The sequence below is a fragment of the Thiemannella venezuelensis genome, assembly GCF_014203605.1.
In the GTDB taxonomy this organism is placed as follows: domain Bacteria; phylum Actinomycetota; class Actinomycetes; order Streptosporangiales; family Streptosporangiaceae; genus Planomonospora_A; species Planomonospora_A venezuelensis.
This window is the reverse complement of record NZ_JACHJJ010000012.1, coordinates 162,234-182,102: the sequence shown is the minus strand read 5'-3', so window position 1 is coordinate 182,102 and position 19,869 is coordinate 162,234. Positions and strand designations below refer to the sequence as shown.

The 19,869-nt window shown below is 73.6% G+C and carries 15 protein-coding genes; 8 read left to right on the top strand and 7 right to left on the bottom strand.

Going from position 1 to position 19,869, the window contains the following annotated elements; translation table 11 throughout:
- The first annotated feature begins 30 nt into the window (after window positions 1-30).
- Entirely contained in the window at window positions 31-2,097 is a 2,067-nt protein-coding gene (locus FHS22_RS19165) for a sensor histidine kinase (protein ID WP_184943518.1), read from the top strand.
- Window positions 2,098-2,208: 111 nt separating this feature from the next.
- Window positions 2,209-2,895, top strand: a complete 687-nt coding sequence (locus FHS22_RS19160; protein ID WP_184943516.1) for a response regulator — start codon at window positions 2,209-2,211, stop codon at window positions 2,893-2,895.
- A gap of 105 nt (window positions 2,896-3,000) precedes the next feature.
- On the opposite strand, the gene FHS22_RS19155 is transcribed toward FHS22_RS19160, so the two are convergent.
- Window positions 3,001-7,692: an ATP-dependent helicase gene (locus tag FHS22_RS19155; protein WP_184943515.1), complete on the bottom strand. Its 4,692-nt coding sequence runs from the start codon at window positions 7,690-7,692 to the stop codon at window positions 3,001-3,003.
- A 132-nt stretch (window positions 7,693-7,824) separates the two neighbouring features.
- Between FHS22_RS19155 and FHS22_RS19150 the strand changes: the two genes are divergently transcribed.
- Window positions 7,825-9,162 carry a pyridoxal phosphate-dependent decarboxylase family protein gene (locus tag FHS22_RS19150; RefSeq protein ID WP_221473814.1) on the top strand — a complete coding sequence of 446 codons (1,338 nt, stop codon included), beginning with the start codon at window positions 7,825-7,827 and terminating at the stop codon, window positions 9,160-9,162.
- 76 nt (window positions 9,163-9,238) lie between these two features.
- Window positions 9,239-9,727 carry a VOC family protein gene (locus tag FHS22_RS19145; RefSeq protein ID WP_184943513.1) on the top strand — a complete coding sequence of 163 codons (489 nt, stop codon included), beginning with the start codon at window positions 9,239-9,241 and terminating at the stop codon, window positions 9,725-9,727.
- 66 nt (window positions 9,728-9,793) lie between these two features.
- Here FHS22_RS19145 and FHS22_RS19140 read toward each other — a convergent pair whose 3' ends face one another.
- Window positions 9,794-10,009, bottom strand: coding sequence for a hypothetical protein (locus tag FHS22_RS19140; protein ID WP_184943511.1), 216 nt, complete (start codon window positions 10,007-10,009; stop codon window positions 9,794-9,796).
- 148 nt (window positions 10,010-10,157) lie between these two features.
- Between FHS22_RS19140 and FHS22_RS19135 the strand changes: the two genes are divergently transcribed.
- Window positions 10,158-10,352 (top strand): DUF3046 domain-containing protein, encoded by a 195-nt coding sequence (locus tag FHS22_RS19135; RefSeq protein ID WP_184943509.1) that lies wholly within the window; start codon window positions 10,158-10,160, stop codon window positions 10,350-10,352.
- Window positions 10,353-10,447: 95 nt separating this feature from the next.
- On the opposite strand, the gene FHS22_RS19130 is transcribed toward FHS22_RS19135, so the two are convergent.
- Window positions 10,448-10,723 carry a hypothetical protein gene (locus FHS22_RS19130; RefSeq protein ID WP_338047822.1) on the bottom strand — a complete coding sequence of 92 codons (276 nt, stop codon included), beginning with the start codon at window positions 10,721-10,723 and terminating at the stop codon, window positions 10,448-10,450.
- 297 nt (window positions 10,724-11,020) lie between these two features.
- Between FHS22_RS19130 and recA the strand changes: the two genes are divergently transcribed.
- The 3 genes from recA (at window position 11,021) to rny (ending at window position 15,112) form a co-directional block, all read left to right on the top strand.
- Window positions 11,021-12,118 (top strand): recombinase RecA, encoded by a 1,098-nt coding sequence (gene recA, locus FHS22_RS19125; protein WP_184943507.1) that lies wholly within the window; start codon window positions 11,021-11,023, stop codon window positions 12,116-12,118.
- 469 nt (window positions 12,119-12,587) lie between these two features.
- On the top strand, window positions 12,588-13,139 hold the full coding sequence (gene recX / locus FHS22_RS19120; RefSeq protein ID WP_338047821.1) for a recombination regulator RecX: 552 nt from the start codon (window positions 12,588-12,590) through the stop codon (window positions 13,137-13,139).
- 287 nt (window positions 13,140-13,426) lie between these two features.
- On the top strand, window positions 13,427-15,112 hold the full coding sequence (rny, locus tag FHS22_RS19115; protein WP_184943505.1) for a ribonuclease Y: 1,686 nt from the start codon (window positions 13,427-13,429) through the stop codon (window positions 15,110-15,112).
- A gap of 52 nt (window positions 15,113-15,164) precedes the next feature.
- Here the strand turns inward: rny and FHS22_RS19110 are convergent, their stop codons facing one another.
- From FHS22_RS19110 to FHS22_RS19095, 4 genes are all read right to left on the bottom strand, one after another.
- A complete protein-coding gene (locus tag FHS22_RS19110; protein ID WP_184943503.1) occupies window positions 15,165-17,066 on the bottom strand; it encodes a S9 family peptidase in 1,902 nt (633 codons plus the stop codon).
- A gap of 241 nt (window positions 17,067-17,307) precedes the next feature.
- Window positions 17,308-18,207 (bottom strand): amino acid ABC transporter permease, encoded by a 900-nt coding sequence (locus FHS22_RS19105; RefSeq protein WP_184943501.1) that lies wholly within the window; start codon window positions 18,205-18,207, stop codon window positions 17,308-17,310.
- A complete protein-coding gene (locus FHS22_RS19100) occupies window positions 18,204-18,872 on the bottom strand; it encodes an amino acid ABC transporter permease (protein ID WP_184943499.1) in 669 nt (222 codons plus the stop codon). Before FHS22_RS19100 ends, FHS22_RS19105 begins: the two co-directional genes overlap by 4 nt.
- 73 nt (window positions 18,873-18,945) lie before the next feature.
- Window positions 18,946-19,836, bottom strand: a complete 891-nt coding sequence (locus FHS22_RS19095; RefSeq protein WP_184943497.1) for a glutamate ABC transporter substrate-binding protein — start codon at window positions 19,834-19,836, stop codon at window positions 18,946-18,948.
- Window positions 19,837-19,869 lie beyond the last annotated feature (33 nt).

Here is a 19,869-nt window from a genome sequence, read left to right as displayed (position 1 = left end):
CCGGGACGCGGGCGGTGGCACCATTCGAAGATGTCCGTTCTCGCAGGCCCGCGCGTCTCCGACCGGGTGATCCGGGCCGCCGCCCTCGTCCTGGCCGTGCTCTGCGCGCTCGCCGCCGCCGGAGGCGTCTGGGCCGGCGCGCGGCTCGGCGAGGCGGCCCGGCCCGACCCGATCGCGTGGCCGTCGTGGTCCTCGGCGGCCACCGGGCTCGTCCTCGTCCTGGCCGGGGCCGTCCTCGTCCGAAGGCTGCCCCGCCACCCCGTGGCCTGGGTGCTGGCCGGCGGCGGCGCCGTCGCGTCCGCCGACGGGTTCTGCGCCGCCTACGCCGCGCTGTCCGTCGTACGGCACGGCGGGGACCTGCCGCTCACCGCGGCCGCGCTGTTCGTCGGCGGGCGGTTCGGCCCCCTGGAGAACCTGGTCGTCCCCCTGGTGCTCCTGCTGTTCCCCGACGGGAGACTGCCCTCGCCGCGCTGGCGGCTGCCCGCGGGGGCGGCGCTGGGCTGCGTCGGGCTGGTGGTCCTGATCCTGTTCACCATCCCGTGGCGGATCATCTCCGAGGGCGACCCGCCCTTCCCGGGCCTGGCCGGGATCGAGCCGGACCCGATCACCCCCGCGCTGCCGGACCCGGTGTGGCAGGCCACCAGGATGATCATCGTGGTGCTGCTGCTGGCCAGCGTCGCCATCCCGGTGGCGGCCTTCGTCGGCCGGTTCCGCGGGTCCGGCCCGGAGGTGCGCGTGCAGCTCCGGTGGATGCTGCTCGCCGCCCTGGTCAACGTGGTGATCACCGCCCTCGTCTTCGCCGTCAAGCCGTACCTGCCGGGTGTCTCGGAGGCGCTGTGGCCGATCTGCCTGGGAGTCGTCGCGCTGGCCGTTCTCGCCGCGGTCGCCCGCCACCGGCTCTACGACGTGGATCTGCTGCTCGGCAGGACGATCCTGTACGGCGGGCTCGCCGCGGCCGTCGTCGCCGTGGACACCGCGGTCTTCGTGGCGGCGGGCGCGCTGGTCGACGACCCGCTGGCCGCGGTGGTCGGCGCGGGGGCGGTGGGGGTGCTCTACGCGCCGCTGCGGCTGCGCATCCAGCGCTGGACCGACCGGGTCCTGACCGGCCGGGGCGACCCGTACGACGTGGTGTCCGCGCTGGCCGAGCGGCTGGAGGAGTCCGTCGGCCCGGACGAGCTGCTGCGCGAGGTGGCCGGCGTGCTGTCCACCGCGTTCCGCTCGCCGTACGTCCGGGTCGAGCTGGAGCGGCCCGGCGGCGGAACGTACGTCGTGGAGCACGGCTTCCCCCGCGACGACGTCGTGGTGCTGCCCTTCGCCTACCGGGAGGCGCAGATCGGCCGGCTCGCCCTGGTGCCCCGCACCGGTTCCCGGCTGTCCGACGCCGACCAGCGCCTCCTGGCCGACGTCGTGCGGCAGGCCGCCGCGGCGGCCCGCGCCACCGCGCTCACCGAGGAGCTCCAGCGCAACCGCGAACGGCTCGTCACCGGCGTCGCCGAGGAACGCCGCCGGCTCCGCCGGGACCTGCACGACGGGCTCGGCCCCCTGCTCGCCGCGGCGGCCCTCAAGATCGAGGCGGCCCGCAACCTGGCCGGGCGGGATCCCGGGGCCGCGGACGAGGCGCTGGCCGCCGTGCGCGGCGACCTGTCCACCGTGCTCGCGGACGTACGCCGGCTGGTGCACGACCTGCGGCCTCCGGCGCTGGACCGGTTCGGGCTGGCGGGAGCGGTGGAACGGCAGGCCGCAGGGCTCTCCGGCGGCGCCCTGGAGGTGGCCGTCCGCGCCGAGGGCGATCTGGCGGGACTGCCCGCCGCGGTCGAGGTCGCCGCCTACCGGATCGCCGCCGAGGCGCTGGCCAACGTCTCCCGCCACGCCCGGGCCGCCGCCTGCACGGTCCGGCTGGCCGCCGCCCGGGGCGCCCTGGAGATCGAGATAACCGACGACGGGCGCGGCCTGCAGCCCGGAACCCTCACAGGCGTCGGCCTCGTCGCCATGCGCGAGCGCGCCGAGGAGCTCGGCGGGCGCTGCACGGCGACCGCCCGCCCCGGCGGCGGCACCCGGGTCCACGCGGTCATCCCGTACGGCCCCGGTCCGGGATGATGTCCCCATGGAACCGCGTCCGGGGACGGCCCCGTCCGCCCGGCCGGCCGCCCCTGACCGTCCCGGGCCGGAGTCCGCGGGGTCCGCGGGGTCCGCACCGAAGGAGCTTCGATGACCTCCGATCCCTCCTCCCCGCGGGGAGCTCCCGCGCCGCCCCGCGTCCTGCTGGCGGACGACCACCCGGTCTACCGCGACGGGCTCCGCATGATGCTCGCCTCCACCGGGGCCGTCGACGTGGTCGCCACCGCCGCCGACGGGGCGGAGGCCGTCGTCCTCGCGGGGCGGCTGCGGCCCGACGTCGTCGTGATGGACCTGCAGATGCCCGGCCTCGGCGGGATCGAGGCGACCCGGAGGATCGTCTCCGCCCACCCCGGCACCGGAGTGCTGGTCCTGACCATGCACGACGACGACGAGAGCGTCTTCGCCGCGATGCTCGCCGGAGCCCGGGGCTATCTGGTGAAGGGCGCCGACCAGGGGGAGATCCTGCGGGCCATCACCGCCGTCGCCAGCGGGGAGGCGATCTTCGGGCCGGCCCTCGCCGGCCGGGTCACCGCCTACTTCGCCCGCCTGGCCACACTGCGTCCCACCGTCGAGGAGCCGTTCCCGCAGCTCACCGCGCGGGAGCGCGAGGTCCTCGACCTCATCGCGGCCGGCCTGCCCAACCGGGCGATCGCCGAGCGGCTGGTGCTGTCGCCGAAGACGATCCGCAACAACGTGTCGAACGTCCTGGCCAAGCTCCAGGTCGCCGACCGCGCCGAGGCGATCATCCGCGCCCGGGACGCCGGCCTCGGCCGCTGAACCCGCCCCGACGGCCCCGAGGCCCCGGCAGTCCCGACGTCCCGGACGGCCGCCTGCCACCGTCCGGGACGCGCGGCCTGCCGCCCGCCTGCGTACGGCAGGCCGTCAGGCGCGCAGGCGCAGTCCCCGGGGGGTGGGATGGAAACCGGCCGCCTCCAGGGCGGCGGCGAGCGGGGAGTCGTTGATCGCGGTCCCGTCGGCCCGCTCCACGGTCAGCTTCCCCAGCGCGCCGTCGCGCACGGCCAGCGCGAGCGCGTCCACGGCGGGCCGGAGGCGGTCGTCGTCGGCGAAGGACAGCAGCGTCCTGCCGCCGCGCTCGACGTACAGGACCAGGTGGCCGTCCACCAGCACGACCAGGGCCCCCGCCTTCCGGCCCGGCTTGTGGGACACGTCCCCGGGATGGGCGGGCCACGGCAGCGCCGCGCCGTACGGGTTGGCCGGATCGGCCGCCGCCAGCACCACGGCCCGCCGCCCGGCCGCCCCCGGCCCACCGGGACCGGTGGAGCCCTGCCAGGGAAGCGGCGCCGGAGACGACGCGGTCGCGCGCATGCGGTCGACGGCTCCGGGGAGGGCGAACTGGGCTCCGCCCAGGCCCTCGACGAAGTAGCCGCGGCGGCACCGGCCGCTCTCCTCGAAGGCGCGCAGCACCTGGTAGACGGCGGAGAACCCGCCCGGCGACCGCTCGGCGGTGACCGCGCCCCTGGTCAGCACACCGTGCCGCTCCAGCAGCGCCTCCGCCTGGGCGTGGGCGCGCTGGGTGGCGTCCGCGGCCGGCGGGGGCAGCAGCCACCAGCGCCCGCCCACGGTCGGCGGGCCGCTCCGGGTGGGCAGCACGGCCCGCCGCCTGCGCGTGGAGGCGGGCCGGTGCGCGGGCCGTCCCGTGCCGAGCGTCGCGCGGAGCGGGGCCGGCGTGTCGCCGGTGATCCGTCCCGCCCACACCAGGTCCCAGACCGCCGCCACGAGCGTCGCGTCATCCGGGGCCCCGGAGACGGCGGGGACCGCGCCGACGCGGGCGCCCAGCTCGCGGAAGAACAGGGCGCCCCCGCCGCCGAGGACCTCCAGGACCGCCTCGTGCACCGGGGTCATGGTGATCTCCAGCGGTTCGGGCATCAGCAGGGGGGCGGTGTCGGCGAAGTACAGCGAGACCCAGCCGTCCCCACCGGGCAGCGACCCCTGCCCGGCCCAGACGACCTCGCCCGAGGAGGTCAGCTCGTCGAGCAGGGAGGGGTCGTAGCCGGGCACGCGCGAGGGCAGGACCAGCGTCTCCAGCGCCGAGGCGGGCACCGGCGCGCCCTGGAGCCGCTCGACGGCGTCCACCAGCGCGTCGATCGGCGGCCTGCCCGCCCGGGAGGCGCCGGTGATCCCGTGCCAGGCGGGGGTGAAGGCGGCCAGGGTCTCGGCGGGGACCGGCTCCACCTCCTTGCGGAGCCGGGCCAGCGACCGGCGGCGCAGCATGCGCAGCACCCCGGCGTCGCACCACTCCTCGCCCCGGCCGCCGGGCCGGAACTCGCCGCTCACCACCCGGCCGGAGGAGGCCAGACGGCGCAGCGCGTCGGCGACGACGGCCGGGCCGAGGCCGAAGCGGGCGGCGGCCGTACCGGCAGGGAAGGGCGTGCGGGTACGGGCGTGCCGGGCGAGGAGGTCGCCGAGCGGGTCGTCCACCGGCTCCAGGAACGCGTGCGGCACCCCCACCGGGAGCGGCACGCCGAGCGCGTCGCGGAGCCGGGCGGCGTCCTCGATCGCGGCCCACTGCTCCTGCCCGGCGATCCGAACCCGGATCGCGCGCCGGGCCGCCTCCAGGGCGGTCAGCCACGCCGGGTCGCCCTCGCGCAGGCTCACGTCGTCGGCGAGCAGGGGACCGTGCGAGCGGAGCAGGTCGGCCAGGTCCTCGGCGTCGCGGAGCGGCCGGTCCAGCCGGGCCAGCTCGCGCTCGGTGCCGGCGATCACGTCGGGGTCGAGCAGCTCGCGCAGGTCGGCCTGGCCGAGCAGCTCGGCCAGCAGGCTCGTGTCGAGGGCCAGCGCCTGGGCGCGCCGCTCGGCCAGCGGGGCGTCCCCCTCGTACATGAACGCGCCGATGTAGGTGAACAGCAGGGACGCGGCGAACGGCGACGCCTGCGAGGTCTCCACCTCCACCAGCCGCACCCGCCGGGCCGCGATGTCCCGCATGAGCGCGACCAGGCCCGGCACGTCGAACACGTCCTGCAGGCACTCGCGCATCGTCTCCAGCACGACCGGGAACGAGCCGTAGCGGGAGGCCACGCCCAGCAGGTGGGAGGCCCGCTGCCGCTGCTGCCAGAGCGGGGTCCGCCGGCCGGGGCTGCGGCGCGGCAGCAGCAGGGACCGGCCCGCGCACTCGCGGAACCGGGCCGCGAACAGCGCCGACCCGCCCAGATCCTCGGTGACGATCCGCTCGATCTCGTCGGCGTCGAAGACCGCGACGTCCGAGGGCGGGTCCGACAGCGTGTCGGGGATGCGCAGCACGATCCCGTCGTCGGAGTGCACGGCCTGCACGTCGACGCCGTAGCGCTCGCGCAGCCGCCGCCCCATCGCCAGCGCCCACGGGGCGTGCACGCGCGCGCCGTACGGCGAGTGCACGACGACCCGCCAGTCGCCCAGCTCGTCGTGGAAGCGCTCGACCAGCAGCGTGCGGTCGTCCGGGACGTATCCGGTGGCCTCGCGCTGCTCGGACAGGTAGGACAGCAGGTTGGCCGCGGCGAACCCGTCCAGGCCCGCGGCCCTGACCCGGGCCCGCGCGGTCTCGGGGTCCGCCCCGGACAGCTCGCGGAGGAAGGCGCCGATGGCCCGGCCCAGCTCGGCGGGGCGGCCCGGTGTGTCGCCGTGCCAGAAGGGCAGTTTGCCCGGCTTGCCCGGGGCGGGGGAGACCAGCACCCGGTCGGCCGTGATGTCCTCGATCCGCCAGGAGGTCGCGCCGAGCACGAAGACGTCCCCGGCCCGGGACTCGTAGACCATCTCCTCGTCCAGCTCGCCCACCCGGGAGGACTTCTCACCGACCAGGAAGACGCCGAACAGCCCCCGGTCGGGGATGGTGCCGCCGTTGGTCACGGCCAGCCGCTGCGTCCCCGGGCGCCCCTGGAGCACCCCGGTGACCCGGTCCCAGACGATCCGCGGGCGCAGCTCGGCGAACTCCTCGCTCGGGTAGCGCCCGGCGAGCATGTCGAGCGTCGCCTCCAGCGCGCTCCTGGGCAGCGTCCGGTACGGCGCGGCGCGGCGGACCACGGTCTCCAGCTCGTCGACGGTCCACTCGTCCAGCGCGGTCATCGCGACGATCTGCTGGGCGAGCACGTCGAGCGGGTTGCGGGGGTGGCGCAGCTCCTCGATCTCGCCCCGTTTCATCCGCTCGGCCACCACGGCCGTCTGGACCAGGTCGCCGCGGTACTTGGGGAAGATCACGCCTCGCGAGACCGCGCCCACCTGGTGGCCGGCCCGGCCGATCCGCTGCAGGCCGCTGGCCACGCTCGGCGGCGCCTCCACGCAGGCCACCAGGTCGACCGCCCCCATGTCGATGCCGAGCTCCAGGCTGGAGGTGGCCACCACGGCGGGCAGCCGCCCCGACTTGAGCGCCTCCTCGATCTGGGACCGCTCCTCCTTGGAGACCGAGCCGTGGTGCGCCCGCACGATCTCCGGGACCACTCCCGCGCTCGCCCCGGCCTGGGCCATCATCTCGGCCGGGGTGGCGGTCGAGGCGGCGGGGCGGGGGAGGCCGCCGGGAAAGCCCTCGGCCCAGTGGACCGGCTCCCCGGGGCCCTCCGGCCCCCGTTCTCCCGCGCGCCGCTCCCAGGCCAGCTCGTTGAGGCGGGTGCACAGCCGCTCGGCCAGCCGCCGGGAGTTGGCGAAGACGATCGTCGAGTCGTGCGCGCCGATCAGGTCGAAGAGCCGCTCCTCGACGTGCGGCCAGATGGAGCGCCTGGCCGGCTGCTCGGTGAGCCACGCGTCGTCGTCCTGGCGGGGCCGGGGGGCGGTGTCGAGCTCGGTCATGTCCTCGATCGGGACGACGACCTCGACCTCGATGACCTTGTCCGAGGGCGGCTGGACCACGGCCGCCGGGCGCGGCCCGCCGAGGAACCCGGCCACCTCGCTCACCGGCCGCACGGTCGCCGAGAGGCCGATGCGCTGCGCGGGGCGGGGCAGCAGGGCGTCGAGCCGCTCCAGGCTGAGCGCCAGGTGCGCGCCGCGCTTGGTGGCCGCCACCGCGTGCACCTCGTCGACGATGACCGTCTCCACCCCGCGCAGCGCCTCGCGGGCCTGGCTCGTCAGCAGCAGGAACAGCGACTCCGGGGTGGTGATCAGGATGTCGGCCGGCTTGGCCGCGAACCTGCGCCGCTCCTCGGCGGAGGTGTCGCCCGACCGGATCGCCACCGAGATCTCCGGCACGGGGAGCCCGAGCAGCCGGGCCGTCTGCCGGAGCCCGGTCAGCGGAGCCCGCAGGTTGCGCTCGACGTCCACCGCCAGGGCCTTGAGCGGTGAGACGTACAGGACCCGGCAGCGCCGGGGCGGCCCGTCGTCCGGCTTCGCCCGCCCGCGCCCGCCGCGGGACGGCCGGGCCGTCTCCGGGGCCGTCTCCGGGGCCGCGGCCATGCGCTCGGCGGCCAGCCGGTCGAGCGACCACAGGAACGCGGCCAGCGTCTTGCCGGAGCCGGTGGGAGCGACCACCAGGGTGTTGTCGCCCCGGGCGATCGAGGCCCACGCCCCCTCCTGGGCGGCGGTGGGCGCGGCGAAGGCTCCGGCGAACCACTGCCGGGTCACCGGGGTGAAGTGGTCGAGCGCTGATCCGGTCACCGTCCCATGGTGCCTCGCGCCACCGACAGAACCCGCGCCGGGCGGGAGCCGTACGGGAAGGTCAAAAATATCTACGGAAAGTGTCCACAATGTCTATGCCTGGTTTAAGTGTTTTGTCCGCATACTTCTCTGGTGCACAGCTACGACGAGCGCCTGACGAGCCTGGTCTTCGACTACATGAAGGACCGGCTCTCCCTCGATCCCGTCCCCCTCGACAACCCCGGGGTGAAGGACAAGCTCGAGGCCGCCCTGGCCGGGATCATCACTCCCGGGGGCACCGACCCGGAGAAGGTCCTGAACCTGTACGCCGACCAGCTGGCCCCGGCGGTCATCTCCGCCGACAGCCCCCGGTTCCTCTCCTTCATCCCCGCGGCCCCGACCAAGGCGGCCCTGCTGTTCGACATGGTCGTCTCCTGCGCCTCGCTCCAGGGCATCTCCTGGCTGGAGGCCTCCGGCGCGATCGCCGCCGAGAACCAGGTGCTGCGCCTGCTCGCGGACCGGGCCGGGATGCCCGAGGGCGCGGGCGGCTGCTTCGTCTCCGGCGGTTCGGCGGGCAACCTGTCCGCGCTCGTCGTCGCCCGCGACACCGCCCGGCGCCGGATCCCCGCGGGCCGCCTGCGCGTCGCGGTCAGCGACCAGGCGCACTCCTCGATCTCCAACACCCTGCGCATCATCGACGTGGACGCCCTCGTCGTCCCCTCGCGGGACCACCGCCTCACCGGCGAATCCCTGCGCGCCGCCCTGGCGGCCGACCCCGACCCGTCGAACGTGATCGCCGCGGTCGCCACCTCCGGCACCACCAACGCCGGGATCATCGACGACCTCGCCGGAGTCGCCGAGGTCGCCCGCGAGCGCGGCCTCTGGTTCCACGTGGACGGCGCGTACGGCGGCGCGGGGCTGTTCGCCCCCTCGATCCGCCACCGCTACGCCGGGATCGAGCACGCGGACTCCTTCGTCGTGGACCCGCACAAGTGGCTGTTCGCGCCCTTCGACTGCGCCGCCCTGATCTACCGCGAGCCCCGCCTGGCCCGGGCCGTGCACACCCAGGACGCCTCCTACCTCGACGTCCTGCACACCGAGGGCGACGAGTGGAACCCCACCGACTACGCCTACCACCTGACCCGGCGCGCCCGGGGGCTGCCGCTCTGGTTCTCCCTGGCCGTCAACGGCACCGACGCCTACACCGAGGCCATCGAGAAGGGGCTCCGGCTCGCGAGGGAGACCGCGGCCCTGATCGACGGCACCGGGCACCTGGAGCTGATCCGGGAGCCGGAGCTGTCGGCCGTGCTGTTCCGCCGCACCGGCTGGACCGGCCGGGACTACCACGAGTGGTCGGAGCGGCTGCTCGCCGGGCAGATCGGCTTCGTCACGCCGACCGGCTGGGAGGGCGAGACCGTGGCCAGGTTCGCGTTCCTGCATCCGGGGACGTCCATGGAGATCGTGAAGGAGATCCTCGACACCATGGCGTGACGGTGGGGACAGGTTGGGTGACCGCGGCCGGGGAGATAGCTCAGACAGCATCGGCATACTGAGCGGTGGGTCAGCAATGAGCATCGACTATCCGGCCATCGAGACGGCACGCGAGCGGATCAGGGCGGAGCGCATACGGGAGCACCGTCCGCCGAGCAGCGCGAGGGGTCTGCACCACTTCGCCCTGATCTCCTCCGACGTCGAGAGGACGATCGCCTTCTACCAGGACCTGCTGGAGTTCCCCCTCACGGAGATCTTCGAGAACCGTGACTACCGGGGTTCCAGCCATTTCTTCTTCGACCTCGGCAACGGCAACCTGCTGGCCTTCTTCGACTTCCCGGGGCTCGACCTGACCCCCTACCGGGAGGTCCTCGGTGGGCTCCACCACATCGCCGTATCGGTGGATCCGGTGACCTGGGAGCGGTTGCGGGGCAAGCTGGAGGCCGCGGGCGTGCCGCACCAGATCGAGAGCGGCGCCTCGATCTACTTCAGGGACCCCGACGGGACCAGGCTGGAACTGCTCGCCGACCCGCTCGGCGAGATGTACGGCTCCCGCGTGCTCTGACCCGCGTTCCTCCCCGGGAGGGGCGGCGCCCGTCGCCGGGAGGGCCCCGGGGACGGGCCGCGGTCCTCAGCGCCGGGAGGGGCGGCGGGTGCGGGGCCTGCCCTCGCGCGGCTGCCGGACCTGCATGGCGTGCCGCTCGGAGCGCTCGGCCTTCTCCTTCCGCACGGCGAGGCGCAGCTGCTTGAGGAACTCGCGGCGCCTGGCCCGGCGCACGGCCTTCTCGGTGCGGGTGGGCCTGAGCGCCGAGGCGAGGAGGACGCCGGCGAGGGGGAGTGTCAGCATGCTCCGAGTCTCACCCGCCGCGCCGGAGACTTCCAGGCCCGGAACGGGCCCGGAGGCCGGACCGCGCGCGGCCCCCGGGCCCGCGGGACGGGGGGCGCTCCTCGCGGCAGGACGCGCACGGCTGCGGGGGACCCATACTCTGGGGGGCATGCGCCTGTCAGAGTTCTGGAAGCGGATGAAGCTTCACTTCGGCGACTCCTACGCCGAGTCGTGGGCCCACGACTACGTCATCGCCGACCTGGACGGGCGGACCGTGATCCAGGCGCTCGCCGACGGCATCGCGGCCAAGGAGGTCTGGCACGCGGTCTGCGGGGTGGCGGACGTGGCCCCCCGCCTGCGCTGACGGCTCCTGCACGGCACGGAAGGCGGGCCGCCGCGCCGGGAGAGGGCCGGGGCGGACGGCGCGCGGTCACGCGCCCGACGCGCTCCGCGCCGGCCTCAGGAGACGGGGGCGCCGGCCAGGAGCTGCTTGACCGACTCGGCCACCCGGGAGGGATCGGCGGTGCCCTCCTGCCCGTCGGGTGACCACAGGAAGAGCCAGCCCTCCTTGGCGGGGGTGGCGAAGACGATCGTCTGCCTCCCGCTGCCCGGGTGCCAGACCCAGAGCACGGGATCGTCGCCTCCGAGCATGCGACTGACCATCCCCCGGTCGGGCAGCTCGGCGGCCAGGGACTCGAGATGGGCCAACCGCTGCTGGGCGAACGTGTCGGTCACGTCGTTGTCACCTCGGAGACACCTAGACAGCTTTTGGCTCCAGGATTCCCGCAGGTCAGTCCGGCGACACTGGGTTCGGCGGAATGCCCGCAAATGTCGCCTCGCGGGCGGCGGGCGGGAGGCCGTGCGGCACGGGCGGAGCCGGAACGGGTGATGCCGTTGAGCCGCGATCGAACAGTCGTTCGGCTATATTGAACGTGCCATCCGTCGTGGCGTGCTCTCCGGAAAATGTCGGTGGCACCCCGTAGCTTTCTGGCAACACCGATTCCGACCCGCAACCCTCCAGGGGGGCTCCCAATGGCAGCTAACGACCGCGAGAAGGCGCTCGAGACCGCGCTCGCTCAGATCGAGCGGCAGTTCGGCAAGGGCTCCGTCATGCGTCTCGGCGACGAGACCCGCGCGCCCATCGAAGTGATCCCGACCGGATCCATCTCCCTCGACGTCGCCCTCGGCATCGGCGGGCTCCCGCGCGGCCGGATCGTCGAGATCTACGGCCCCGAGTCCTCCGGTAAGACCACCGTCGCGCTGCACGCGGTGGCCAACGCCCAGCGCGCGGGCGGCATCGCCGCGTTCATCGACGCCGAGCACGCCCTCGACCCGGAATACGCCAAGAAGCTGGGCGTCGACACCGACGCGCTGCTGGTCTCCCAGCCCGACACCGGCGAGCAGGCGCTGGAGATCGCCGACATGCTGATCCGGTCCGGCGCCGTCGACCTGCTGGTCATCGACTCGGTCGCGGCCCTGGTGCCCAAGGCCGAGATCGAGGGCGAGATGGGCGACAGCCACGTCGGCCTCCAGGCCCGCCTGATGTCCCAGGCCCTGCGCAAGGTCGCCGGCGCGCTCAACAGCACCGGCACCACCGCGATCTTCATCAACCAGCTCCGCGAGAAGATCGGCGTCATGTTCGGCTCGCCGGAGACCACGACCGGTGGCAAGGCGCTGAAGTTCTACGCCTCGGTCCGGCTCGACATCCGCCGCATCGAGACGCTGAAGGACGGCACCGAGGCCGTCGGCAACCGCACCCGGGTGAAGGTCGTCAAGAACAAGATGGCCCCGCCCTTCCGCGTGGCCGACTTCGACATCCTCTACGGCATCGGCATCTCCCGTGAGGGCGGTCTGATCGACATGGGCGTCGAGCACGGCTTCGTCCGCAAGTCCGGCGCCTGGTACACCTACGAGGGCGACCAGCTCGGCCAGGGCAAGGAGAACGCCCGCAACTTCTTGCGCAACCACCCCGACATGGCGAACGAGATCGAGAAGAAGATCAAGGAGAAGCTCGGCGTCGGTCCCCGCGTCGACGCTCCCGCCGCCCAGCCGCCCGCGGCCCCGGCCGCTCCGGCCGCCTCCGGCCGCGGCGCCAAGGCGGCCGCGGCGCCCAAGCCGGGCGACGTCTGATCCGGGCTGAGCCGTGGTGACGGGGCCTGACTCCGGTCCGGCCGGACCGCGAGACTGGGGCGCCTGGCCCGACCTGCCCGAAACCGGACCCTCCGGCCGGGGCGGCCGGCCGGAGCGCTCGCGCGGTGACCGGCCGGGGGCGTGGGAGGCGTTCACCGCCGGAGCGGGGTCCGCCGGGCGCACGGGACCGGCCGAGGGCTCCGGGCCGGAAGGCGGCTCGGAAGACGGCCCGGAGGGCGGGGCCGGTGGTGCGCGAGGCCGTGCTTCGCGGCGCCGGGGAAAACGCCCTGAGGGCGATGCGGGTGGATCCGCGTGGCGCCGTTCCGGCGGCATGCCCGGAGAAGGGTCCGAGGAGGCGTCCGGAGGCGACTTCGGGAGCGGGCCCGAGGAGCGTTCCGGAAGAGCGCCCAGGGGAGCCTCCGGACGGACTTCCCGGAGGAGGTCCGGAGGATTCCCGCCCGACGGGCCGGTGGAGGGCTCTCCGGCGAGCCGGGGGCCCGAGGCCGATCCGCAGGCGGTGGCGCGGGCGATCTGCCTGAGGCTGCTGACCATGGCGCCGCGCACCCGGGCCCAGCTCGCGGAGGCGCTGCGCAAGCGCGAGGTGCCCGAGGAGGCGGCCGAGGCCGTGCTGGAGCGGTTCTCCGAGGTCGGGCTCATCGACGACGAGGCGTTCGCCGCCGCGTGGGTGAGCTCGCGGCACGCCGGGCGCGGGCTCGCCCGGCGGGCGCTGGCCTCCGAGCTCCGGCGGCGCGGGGTGGAGGAGGACACGGTCAAGGAGGCCGTCGAGCAGCTCGATCCCGAGCAGGAGGCGGAGACCGCCCGGCGGCTCGTGGCGCGTAAGCTCGCCTCCACCCGGGGGCTGGAACCGGCCGCCAGGACACGGCGGCTCGCGGGCATGCTCGCCCGCAAGGGATACGGGCCCGGCCTGGCCTTCCGCGTCATCCGTGAGGCCCTTGAGGGCGAGGAGCCGGAGGGTGTGGATGATCCGATAGATCCGGATTATCCACTTGATTGGCTTTAATTCTGTCCAAACATGTGCGTCAGTGGGTCTTTGCTTGCCCGTTACCACTTTGACGCTTAATCTCGACGGCAGTGAGGAGTTACTCCGCGCAGCGCGGATTGTCATAACGGTGAACTACGGACGAGCAGACGTGGCAGCGCGGGCAGGCGGAGTGTCGGCGGCATGAGCTGGTGCGGCGCCCGTCCGGAGTTGATATCTGCCCCGGTGGCGACACCGCTTGGGCTTTCGTGCCGTGCGTGTGACCCTCGTGTGCTCGATGTCGGCGACGCGAGGAGGGCGGGGCGCACATGGAGCCCGTGGTGGTCATCGTGTTGGCCGGGGCGATGGTGGTTCTCGCCGGAGTGACGATGACCGCGCTGGTCGTCCTGCTGCGCCGTACCGGGGGGATGACGGGCCGGCCGATCGGGCCCTCTCCCGAGCAACTGGCCGAGATCCAGAGTGAGCTGGAGGAGGCCAGGCGCGAGGCGGCCGAGATCCGCGTCAAGGCCGAGCAGGAGGCCACGGAGATCTTCCGCCGTTCCGAGCAGCAGGCCGCCGAGGCCGTGCGCCGTTCGGAGCAGGAGGCCGAGGTGATCCTGCGCCGCTCCGAGGCCGCCGCGGAGAGCGCCGCCCAGCTGCGCAAGGAGGTCGAGGCCGAGAGCCAGGTGCTCAAATACGAGCTCAAGGAGCTCCGCTCCGATCTGGAGCGGCGGGAGAACCGGCTGGCCGAGCGGGAGCAGCGGCTCGACGAGGAGGCCCGGCGCCAGGCCGAGCGGGCGCGCAAGCTCGCCGAGACCGAGACCGAGCTGGCCGACCGCCGCGAGGAGCTCGACCGGCTCTCCCAGGAGCGCAGGGCCGTCCTGGAGCGGGTGGCCGGGCTCACCGGCACCCAGGCCAAGGCCGAGCTGGTCCGGGAGATCGAGAACCAGGCCAAGCGCGAGGCCGCGCTGATCGTCCGGGAGATCGAGGGCGAGGCCCGCAGGGAGGGCGAGAAGCGCGCAACCAAGATCGTCACCCTGGCGGTGCAGCGCGTGGCCGCCGAGCAGACCGCCGAGTCCGTGGTCAGCGTCCTGCACCTGCCGGGCGACGAGATGAAGGGCCGCATCATCGGCCGCGAGGGCCGCAACATCCGCGCCTTCGAGTCGACCACCGGCGTCAACCTCATCATCGACGACACTCCCGAGGCGGTGCTGCTGTCCTGCTTCGACCCGGTCCGCCGGGAGACCGCCCGGCTGACCCTGGAGAAACTCGTCCTCGACGGCCGCATCCACCCGCAGCGCATCGAGGACGCCTACGAGCGCAGCCGGGCCGAGGTCCAGGAGCTGTGCGTGCGCGCGGGCGAGGACGCCCTGGTGGAGCTCGGCATCACCGACATGCACCCCGAACTGGTCACCTTGCTCGGCCAGCTCCGCTACCGCACCTCCTACGGCCAGAACGTGCTCGGCCATCTCGTCGAGTCCGCGCACATCGCCGGGATCATGGCCGCCGAGCTGCGCCTGGACCAGATGCTGCTGAAGCGCTGCACGCTGCTGCACGACATCGGCAAGGCCCTGACCCACGAGGTCGAGGGCAGCCACGCGCTGATCGGTGCGGAGATCGCCCGCCGGTACGGCGAGCACGAGGACGTGGTCCACGCGATCGAGGCGCACCACAACGAGGTCGAGGTCCGCACGGTCGAGGCGGTCCTCACCCAGGCCGCCGACGCGATCAGCGGCGGGCGGCCCGGCGCGCGGCGCGAGTCGCTGGAGGCCTACGTCAAGCGGCTGGAGCGGCTGGAGGAGATCGCCCAGTCTCACGTGGGCGTGGAGAAGGTCTTCGCCATGCAGGCGGGACGCGAGATCCGGGTCATGGTGAAGCCCGACTCCGTCGACGACATCCAGGCGTCGGTGATCGCCCGGGACGTGGCCAAGCAGGTCGAGGAGGAGCTCACCTATCCCGGCCAGATCCGCATCACCGTCGTCCGCGAGTCGCGCGCCACCGAGTTCGCCCGCTGACGCGACGCGGCGTGAGGCCGGTCGCCGCCGCCCGCTGACGCACCGCGGCGGGTCAGGTGAGGAAGATCTGCTGGTAGAAGGCGAACTCGGTGGCCAGCGCCGCGCTGCGGGTCTCGGCGCGGCGGAAGCCGTGGGACTCTCCCTCGAACGTGAGGTAGGTGCAGGGCACGCCGCGCTCGGCCAGGGCGTCGGCGAAGGCCTGCGACTGGGCCGCCGGGACCACCGGGTCGGCCAGGCCCTGCAGCAGGAGCATGGGGCAGCTCACCCCGGAGACCTGGCCGAGGGGCTCGCGGGAGCCGTACAGGGCGGGGTCGGAGGGGCCGACCAGCCACTCGACGTAGCGGGACTCGAAGTCGTGGGTGGTCTCGGCGAACGGGCCCAGGGCGCTCACCCCGTAGTAGGAGACGCCCCCGGCGAACGTGCCGGAGACCGCGCAGGCCGCCATGACGGTCCAGCCGCCGGCGCTGCCGCCCCGGATCGCGATCCGCGCCGGGTCGGCCAGCCCCTCGGCGGCCAGCCACTCGGCCGCCGCGATCGAGTCCTCCACGTCGACGACGCCCCACTGCCCGCGCAGCCGGTCGCGGTAGGCGCGGCCGTACCCGGTGGAGCCGCCGTAGTTGACGTCGATCACGCCGATGCCCCGGCTGGTGAAGAAGGCCTTCTCCAGGTCGAGCGCCGTCGTGCTGTGCCCGGTGGGACCCCCGTGGACGAACACGACGTACGGTGGCGCGCCCTCGCCGGCGGCCTGCGGGTTCGACGGCGGGTAGACGAAGGCGTGCACCCGGCGGCCGAACCGCCCCTCGACCTCCACGGCCCGCGGGACCGGCAGGTAGGCGACGTCGGGCAGTTCGTCGACGTCGCGCCGGAGGCCCTCCACCCGCCCGGTCACCGGGTCCACCCGGACGACCGACCGGGGCACCGCGGGGCCGTACCCGATCCCGGCGAGGGTGCGCCCGTCGGAGGCCAGCATGGGGAGCCAGCCGCCGTAGGGCACGTCCAGGTCGGTGAGCGTGCCGTCGTCGGGGTCGAGGACGGCCAGCCGCAGGTCGCCCTGGCCGTGCAGGACCGCGAGCCGCCCGTCGTCCAGCACGGCGTACGGCGCGCCGCCGAGCTGCCAGAGCGGCCCGGCGAACTCCTCCTCGGCCGGGTGCAGCGCCTGGGAGGAGGTGCCGTAGATGCCGATCCGGTAGAGGTTCCACCAGCCCGACCAGTCGGAGACCAGGTAGAGGTTGCGGTCGTCGCGCCACTGCGGGGCGAGCACGGACTCGGACGAGCCGCCCTTGACGGTCCAGGAGTGGCCGTCGGCCAGCCGGGTGATCCGCAGCTCGGTGCCGTTCCACGGCATGCGGGGGTGGTTCCAGCAGATGTAGGCCAGGTGCTCGCCGTCGGGGGAGAGCGCGGGAGAGGCGTAGAAGTCGCACCCGCCGGCCCGCTCGCGGGGCTCGGCCCCGCCGTGCAGGGGGATGGAGACGATCGACCGGCTGACCTTGCCGTCGTGGTGGCGCTCCTGCACGCACCAGATCTGCCCGTCCCGGACGACCGGGTCCGCGTAGCGGAGGCCGGCCTCCACGTCGGGTTCCGGGGTGATCGGCCGGGGGTCGGCGCCGGGGGCCAGCAGGTAGAGCCGCTGGTCGGACTGGTTGGCGAAGACGACGCTCCTGCCGGCTTCTCCGGCCGGGTCGTCGTCGGGGACCACCGCGTAGGAGCGCCCGCCGTACTCGTGCACGCGGGTCCGGGCGCTCCACGGCGCGGACAGCAGCTCGCAGCGCGTGCCGTCGGCGCTCCGGTGCACGATCGTGGTCCGCCCGCCCTCGGCGGGCCGGTCCTCACTCCACCACACCTCCTCGCCCAGCACGGTCGGGAAACCCAGGTGCAGTCCTGAGCGGGCGACGTCGGAGGTGGAGACGGGGGAGGGCCAGGCGGCGTACGGCAGGACATCACGCTCTGCGGGCATGGCGTAATCCTGCCCGATATCGCGCCGCGTGTCGCCGGGTACGGCGCGCACCGTGTTTCGGATATGCGGAACGCCGGGTTTCCGCTGTCCGGGTCGTGCGGGACCGCCGGGAGGCGGCGGCCGGCACGGCCGTGCGGCAGGGAACGGCATGGCACGGCTGCCGGGAGAGCCTCTGGGCCGGGGAACGGTGCGGGGCGGCCACCCGGATGGGCGGCCGCCCCGCATCAGGGCCGGGACCGGGTCAGTCCACGATGGCCTTCGTGCTGCTGCCGACGCCCGGCGCCACGGCCGCCCCCGGCGGGACGACCGGCTTGGCGGACGTCTTGCGGCTGCGGCGGCTGCGCTTCTCCAGCCAGGTGGCCAGGGCGCTGAGCGCCATGTTGAGGCCGACGTAGATGACCCCGATGACGATGGCGGCGGGGATGAGGGACCCGAAGTGAACCGCGGGAATGATTTTGAAGCCGTAGTTCAGCAGATCGACGTAGGCGATGATGTAGCCCAGCGCCGTGTCCTTGAGAAGCACGACGAGCTGGCTGACGATCGCCGGCATCATCGCGGTCACCGCCTGCGGGAGCAGGACCAGCCGCATCACCCCGCCCTTGCGCAGGCCGATCGCGTAGGCCGCCTCGGCCTGCCCCCTGGGCACGGCCCGGATGCCCGCGCGGACGACCTCGGCCAGTACGGACCCGTTGTAGAGGGCCAGACCGGTCACCAGCGCGATCAGCGTGTAGTCGCCACCGCCGAGCACGCTGGGCGCGAGGTAGAAGAGGAAGAAGATCAGCAGCAGCAGGGGGATCGCGCGGAAGGTCTCCACGATCATCCCGGCGGGCAGCCTGATCCACCGGTGGTCCGAGAGCCGGGCGATGCCGAAGACCGCGCCGAAGATCAGCGCGAACACCGCGCCGAGCCCGGCGGCCTTCAGGGTGCCGAGCAGGCCCGGGATGATGTATCCCGTCCACGTGTACGGCTCCAGGAACGGCTGCCAGATCCGCCCCTCCCACTGGCCCCTCGCGTCGAACTTGGCGTAGACGGCGTAGAGGGCGTAGAGGATCGCGACCGTGGCGAGCAGGGTCAGGATGTTGTTGCGCAGCCGGGCACGCGGGCCCGGCGTGTCGAACAGGACGTTGGCCTGCGAGCTCATCGGGCCACCGCCAGCCGGTTCGCCAGCCAGCCGGTGAGGAACCCGATCGGCAGAGTTATGATCATGAACGCGACGACGATCCCGAGGAAGATGGGGATCGACACTCCGGTGTCGTCGAAGGTGTCCTTCATGACGAACGCGGACTCGGCCAGGTAGCCGGCGGCGATCGCCACCGTGGTGTTCTTGATCATCGCGATGATCACACTTCCCAGGGGGGCGATGACGGCGCGGAACGCCTGCGGGAGAATGATCATGGTCAGGGACTGGAGGAAGGTGAGCCCGATGGCGCGGGCCGCCTCCGCCTGCCCCATCGGGACCGTGTTGATGCCCGACCGGAGCGCCTCGCAGACGAAGGTCGCCGTGTAGAGGGACAGTCCCAGGACCACCAGCCAGAAGCTGTTGCTGCCGGGATCGTCGGAGAAGGTCACGTCGAGTGTGTCGCTGAGACCGAGCGCGGAGAAGGCCAGCACCAGTGTCAGCGGGGTGTTGCGCACGATGTTGACGTAGGCGGTTCCCGCCGCGCGCAGGACCGGCGTCGGCGACACCCGCATGGAGACCAGGACCGTGCCGAGGATCAGGGAGAGGACCGCGCAGACCGCCGAGAGCTGCACGTTCTTCAGGAAGCCCGCCAGCAGGTCCGGCGCATATTTGATCAGATCGTCCATCGTGCTCCACCAAGGGGACGGCGGCGGCCGGTGACCCGGTCTCCCGGGTCACCGGCCGCCGCGTGCGGCAGGATCAGGCGCAGGGCTCGAACTGCGGGGCGCCGGTCGGAGCCGTGAGGCCCTGGGTCCCGGCGAACCACTTCTCGAACAGCTTCTGGGCGGTGCCGTCCTGGTACATCTTGGTGATGGCCGCGTTGACGGCCTCACACGTCTTGGTGTCGCCCTTCTTCAGGCCGACGCCGTACTTCTCGTCGGTGAACGGCTGGCCGAGGATCTTGAAGCCCCCGCCGGCCGCGCTGGCCTGCTTGGCGAAGCCCGCCAGGATCAGGTCGTCGGTCGTCACCGCGTCGAGGTTGTTGCCGCCGAGCTTCTGCACGCACTCGGAGTAGTTGGCGGCACCCACGAGCTGGGCGTCCAGGTCGAGCTCGCCGTCCGGCGGCGGGTCGGTGATCCGCTTGTAGGAGTTGGAGCCGGCCGCCTGGCAGATGCGCTTGCCCGCCAGGTCCTGCGGCTTGGTGATGGCGCTGTCGTCGGCGCGGACCATGACGTCCTGGTGGGCCACGATGTACGGCCCGCCGAAGGTCACCTTCTGCTTGCGGCTGTCGGTGATCGAGTAGGTGGCGAAGATGATGTCCACGGTGCCGTTCTCGAGGAACGCCTCGCGGTTGGAGGAGGCCGACTCCTTCCACTCGACCTCGACCTCCGCGCCGCCCGCGAGCTCCTTGACGACGTACTTGGCGACGTCGACGTCGAAGCCCTCCGGCTCGGCGCCGGTCTTCAGGCCCAGGCTCGGCTGGTCCCACTTGGTGCCGACGACCAGCTTCTTGGCGCCCTTGGCCTTGTCGACGACCGTGGTGTACGCCGCGGTGCCGCCGCCGTCACCGCCGTCGTCACCGCAGGCCGCCAAGCCCAGGGTGAGCATGCCCGCGGCGGCCAGCGCCGCGCCGATACGCGTTACTCGCATGTTTTCGTCCTCTTCTTCATCTGGGGTGACCAG

Bases quoted from the DNA above. Each gene is read 5' to 3' on its own strand.
- FHS22_RS19165 (WP_184943518.1), top strand. From the start codon at position 31: ATGTCCGTTCTCGCAGGCCCGCGCGTCTCCGACCGGGTGATCCGGGCC.
- FHS22_RS19160 (WP_184943516.1), top strand. From the start codon at position 2,209: ATGACCTCCGATCCCTCCTCCCCGCGGGGAGCTCCCGCGCCGCCCCGC.
- FHS22_RS19145 (WP_184943513.1), top strand. From the start codon at position 9,239: ATGAGCATCGACTATCCGGCCATCGAGACGGCACGCGAGCGGATCAGG.
- FHS22_RS19140 (WP_184943511.1), bottom strand. From the start codon at position 10,009: ATGCTGACACTCCCCCTCGCCGGCGTCCTCCTCGCCTCGGCGCTCAGG.
- FHS22_RS19135 (WP_184943509.1), top strand. From the start codon at position 10,158: ATGCGCCTGTCAGAGTTCTGGAAGCGGATGAAGCTTCACTTCGGCGAC.
- recA (WP_184943507.1), top strand. From the start codon at position 11,021: ATGGCAGCTAACGACCGCGAGAAGGCGCTCGAGACCGCGCTCGCTCAG.
- rny (WP_184943505.1), top strand. From the start codon at position 13,427: ATGGAGCCCGTGGTGGTCATCGTGTTGGCCGGGGCGATGGTGGTTCTC.
- FHS22_RS19110 (WP_184943503.1), bottom strand. From the start codon at position 17,066: ATGCCCGCAGAGCGTGATGTCCTGCCGTACGCCGCCTGGCCCTCCCCC.
- FHS22_RS19105 (WP_184943501.1), bottom strand. From the start codon at position 18,207: ATGAGCTCGCAGGCCAACGTCCTGTTCGACACGCCGGGCCCGCGTGCC.
- FHS22_RS19100 (WP_184943499.1), bottom strand. From the start codon at position 18,872: ATGGACGATCTGATCAAATATGCGCCGGACCTGCTGGCGGGCTTCCTG.
- FHS22_RS19095 (WP_184943497.1), bottom strand. From the start codon at position 19,836: ATGCGAGTAACGCGTATCGGCGCGGCGCTGGCCGCCGCGGGCATGCTC.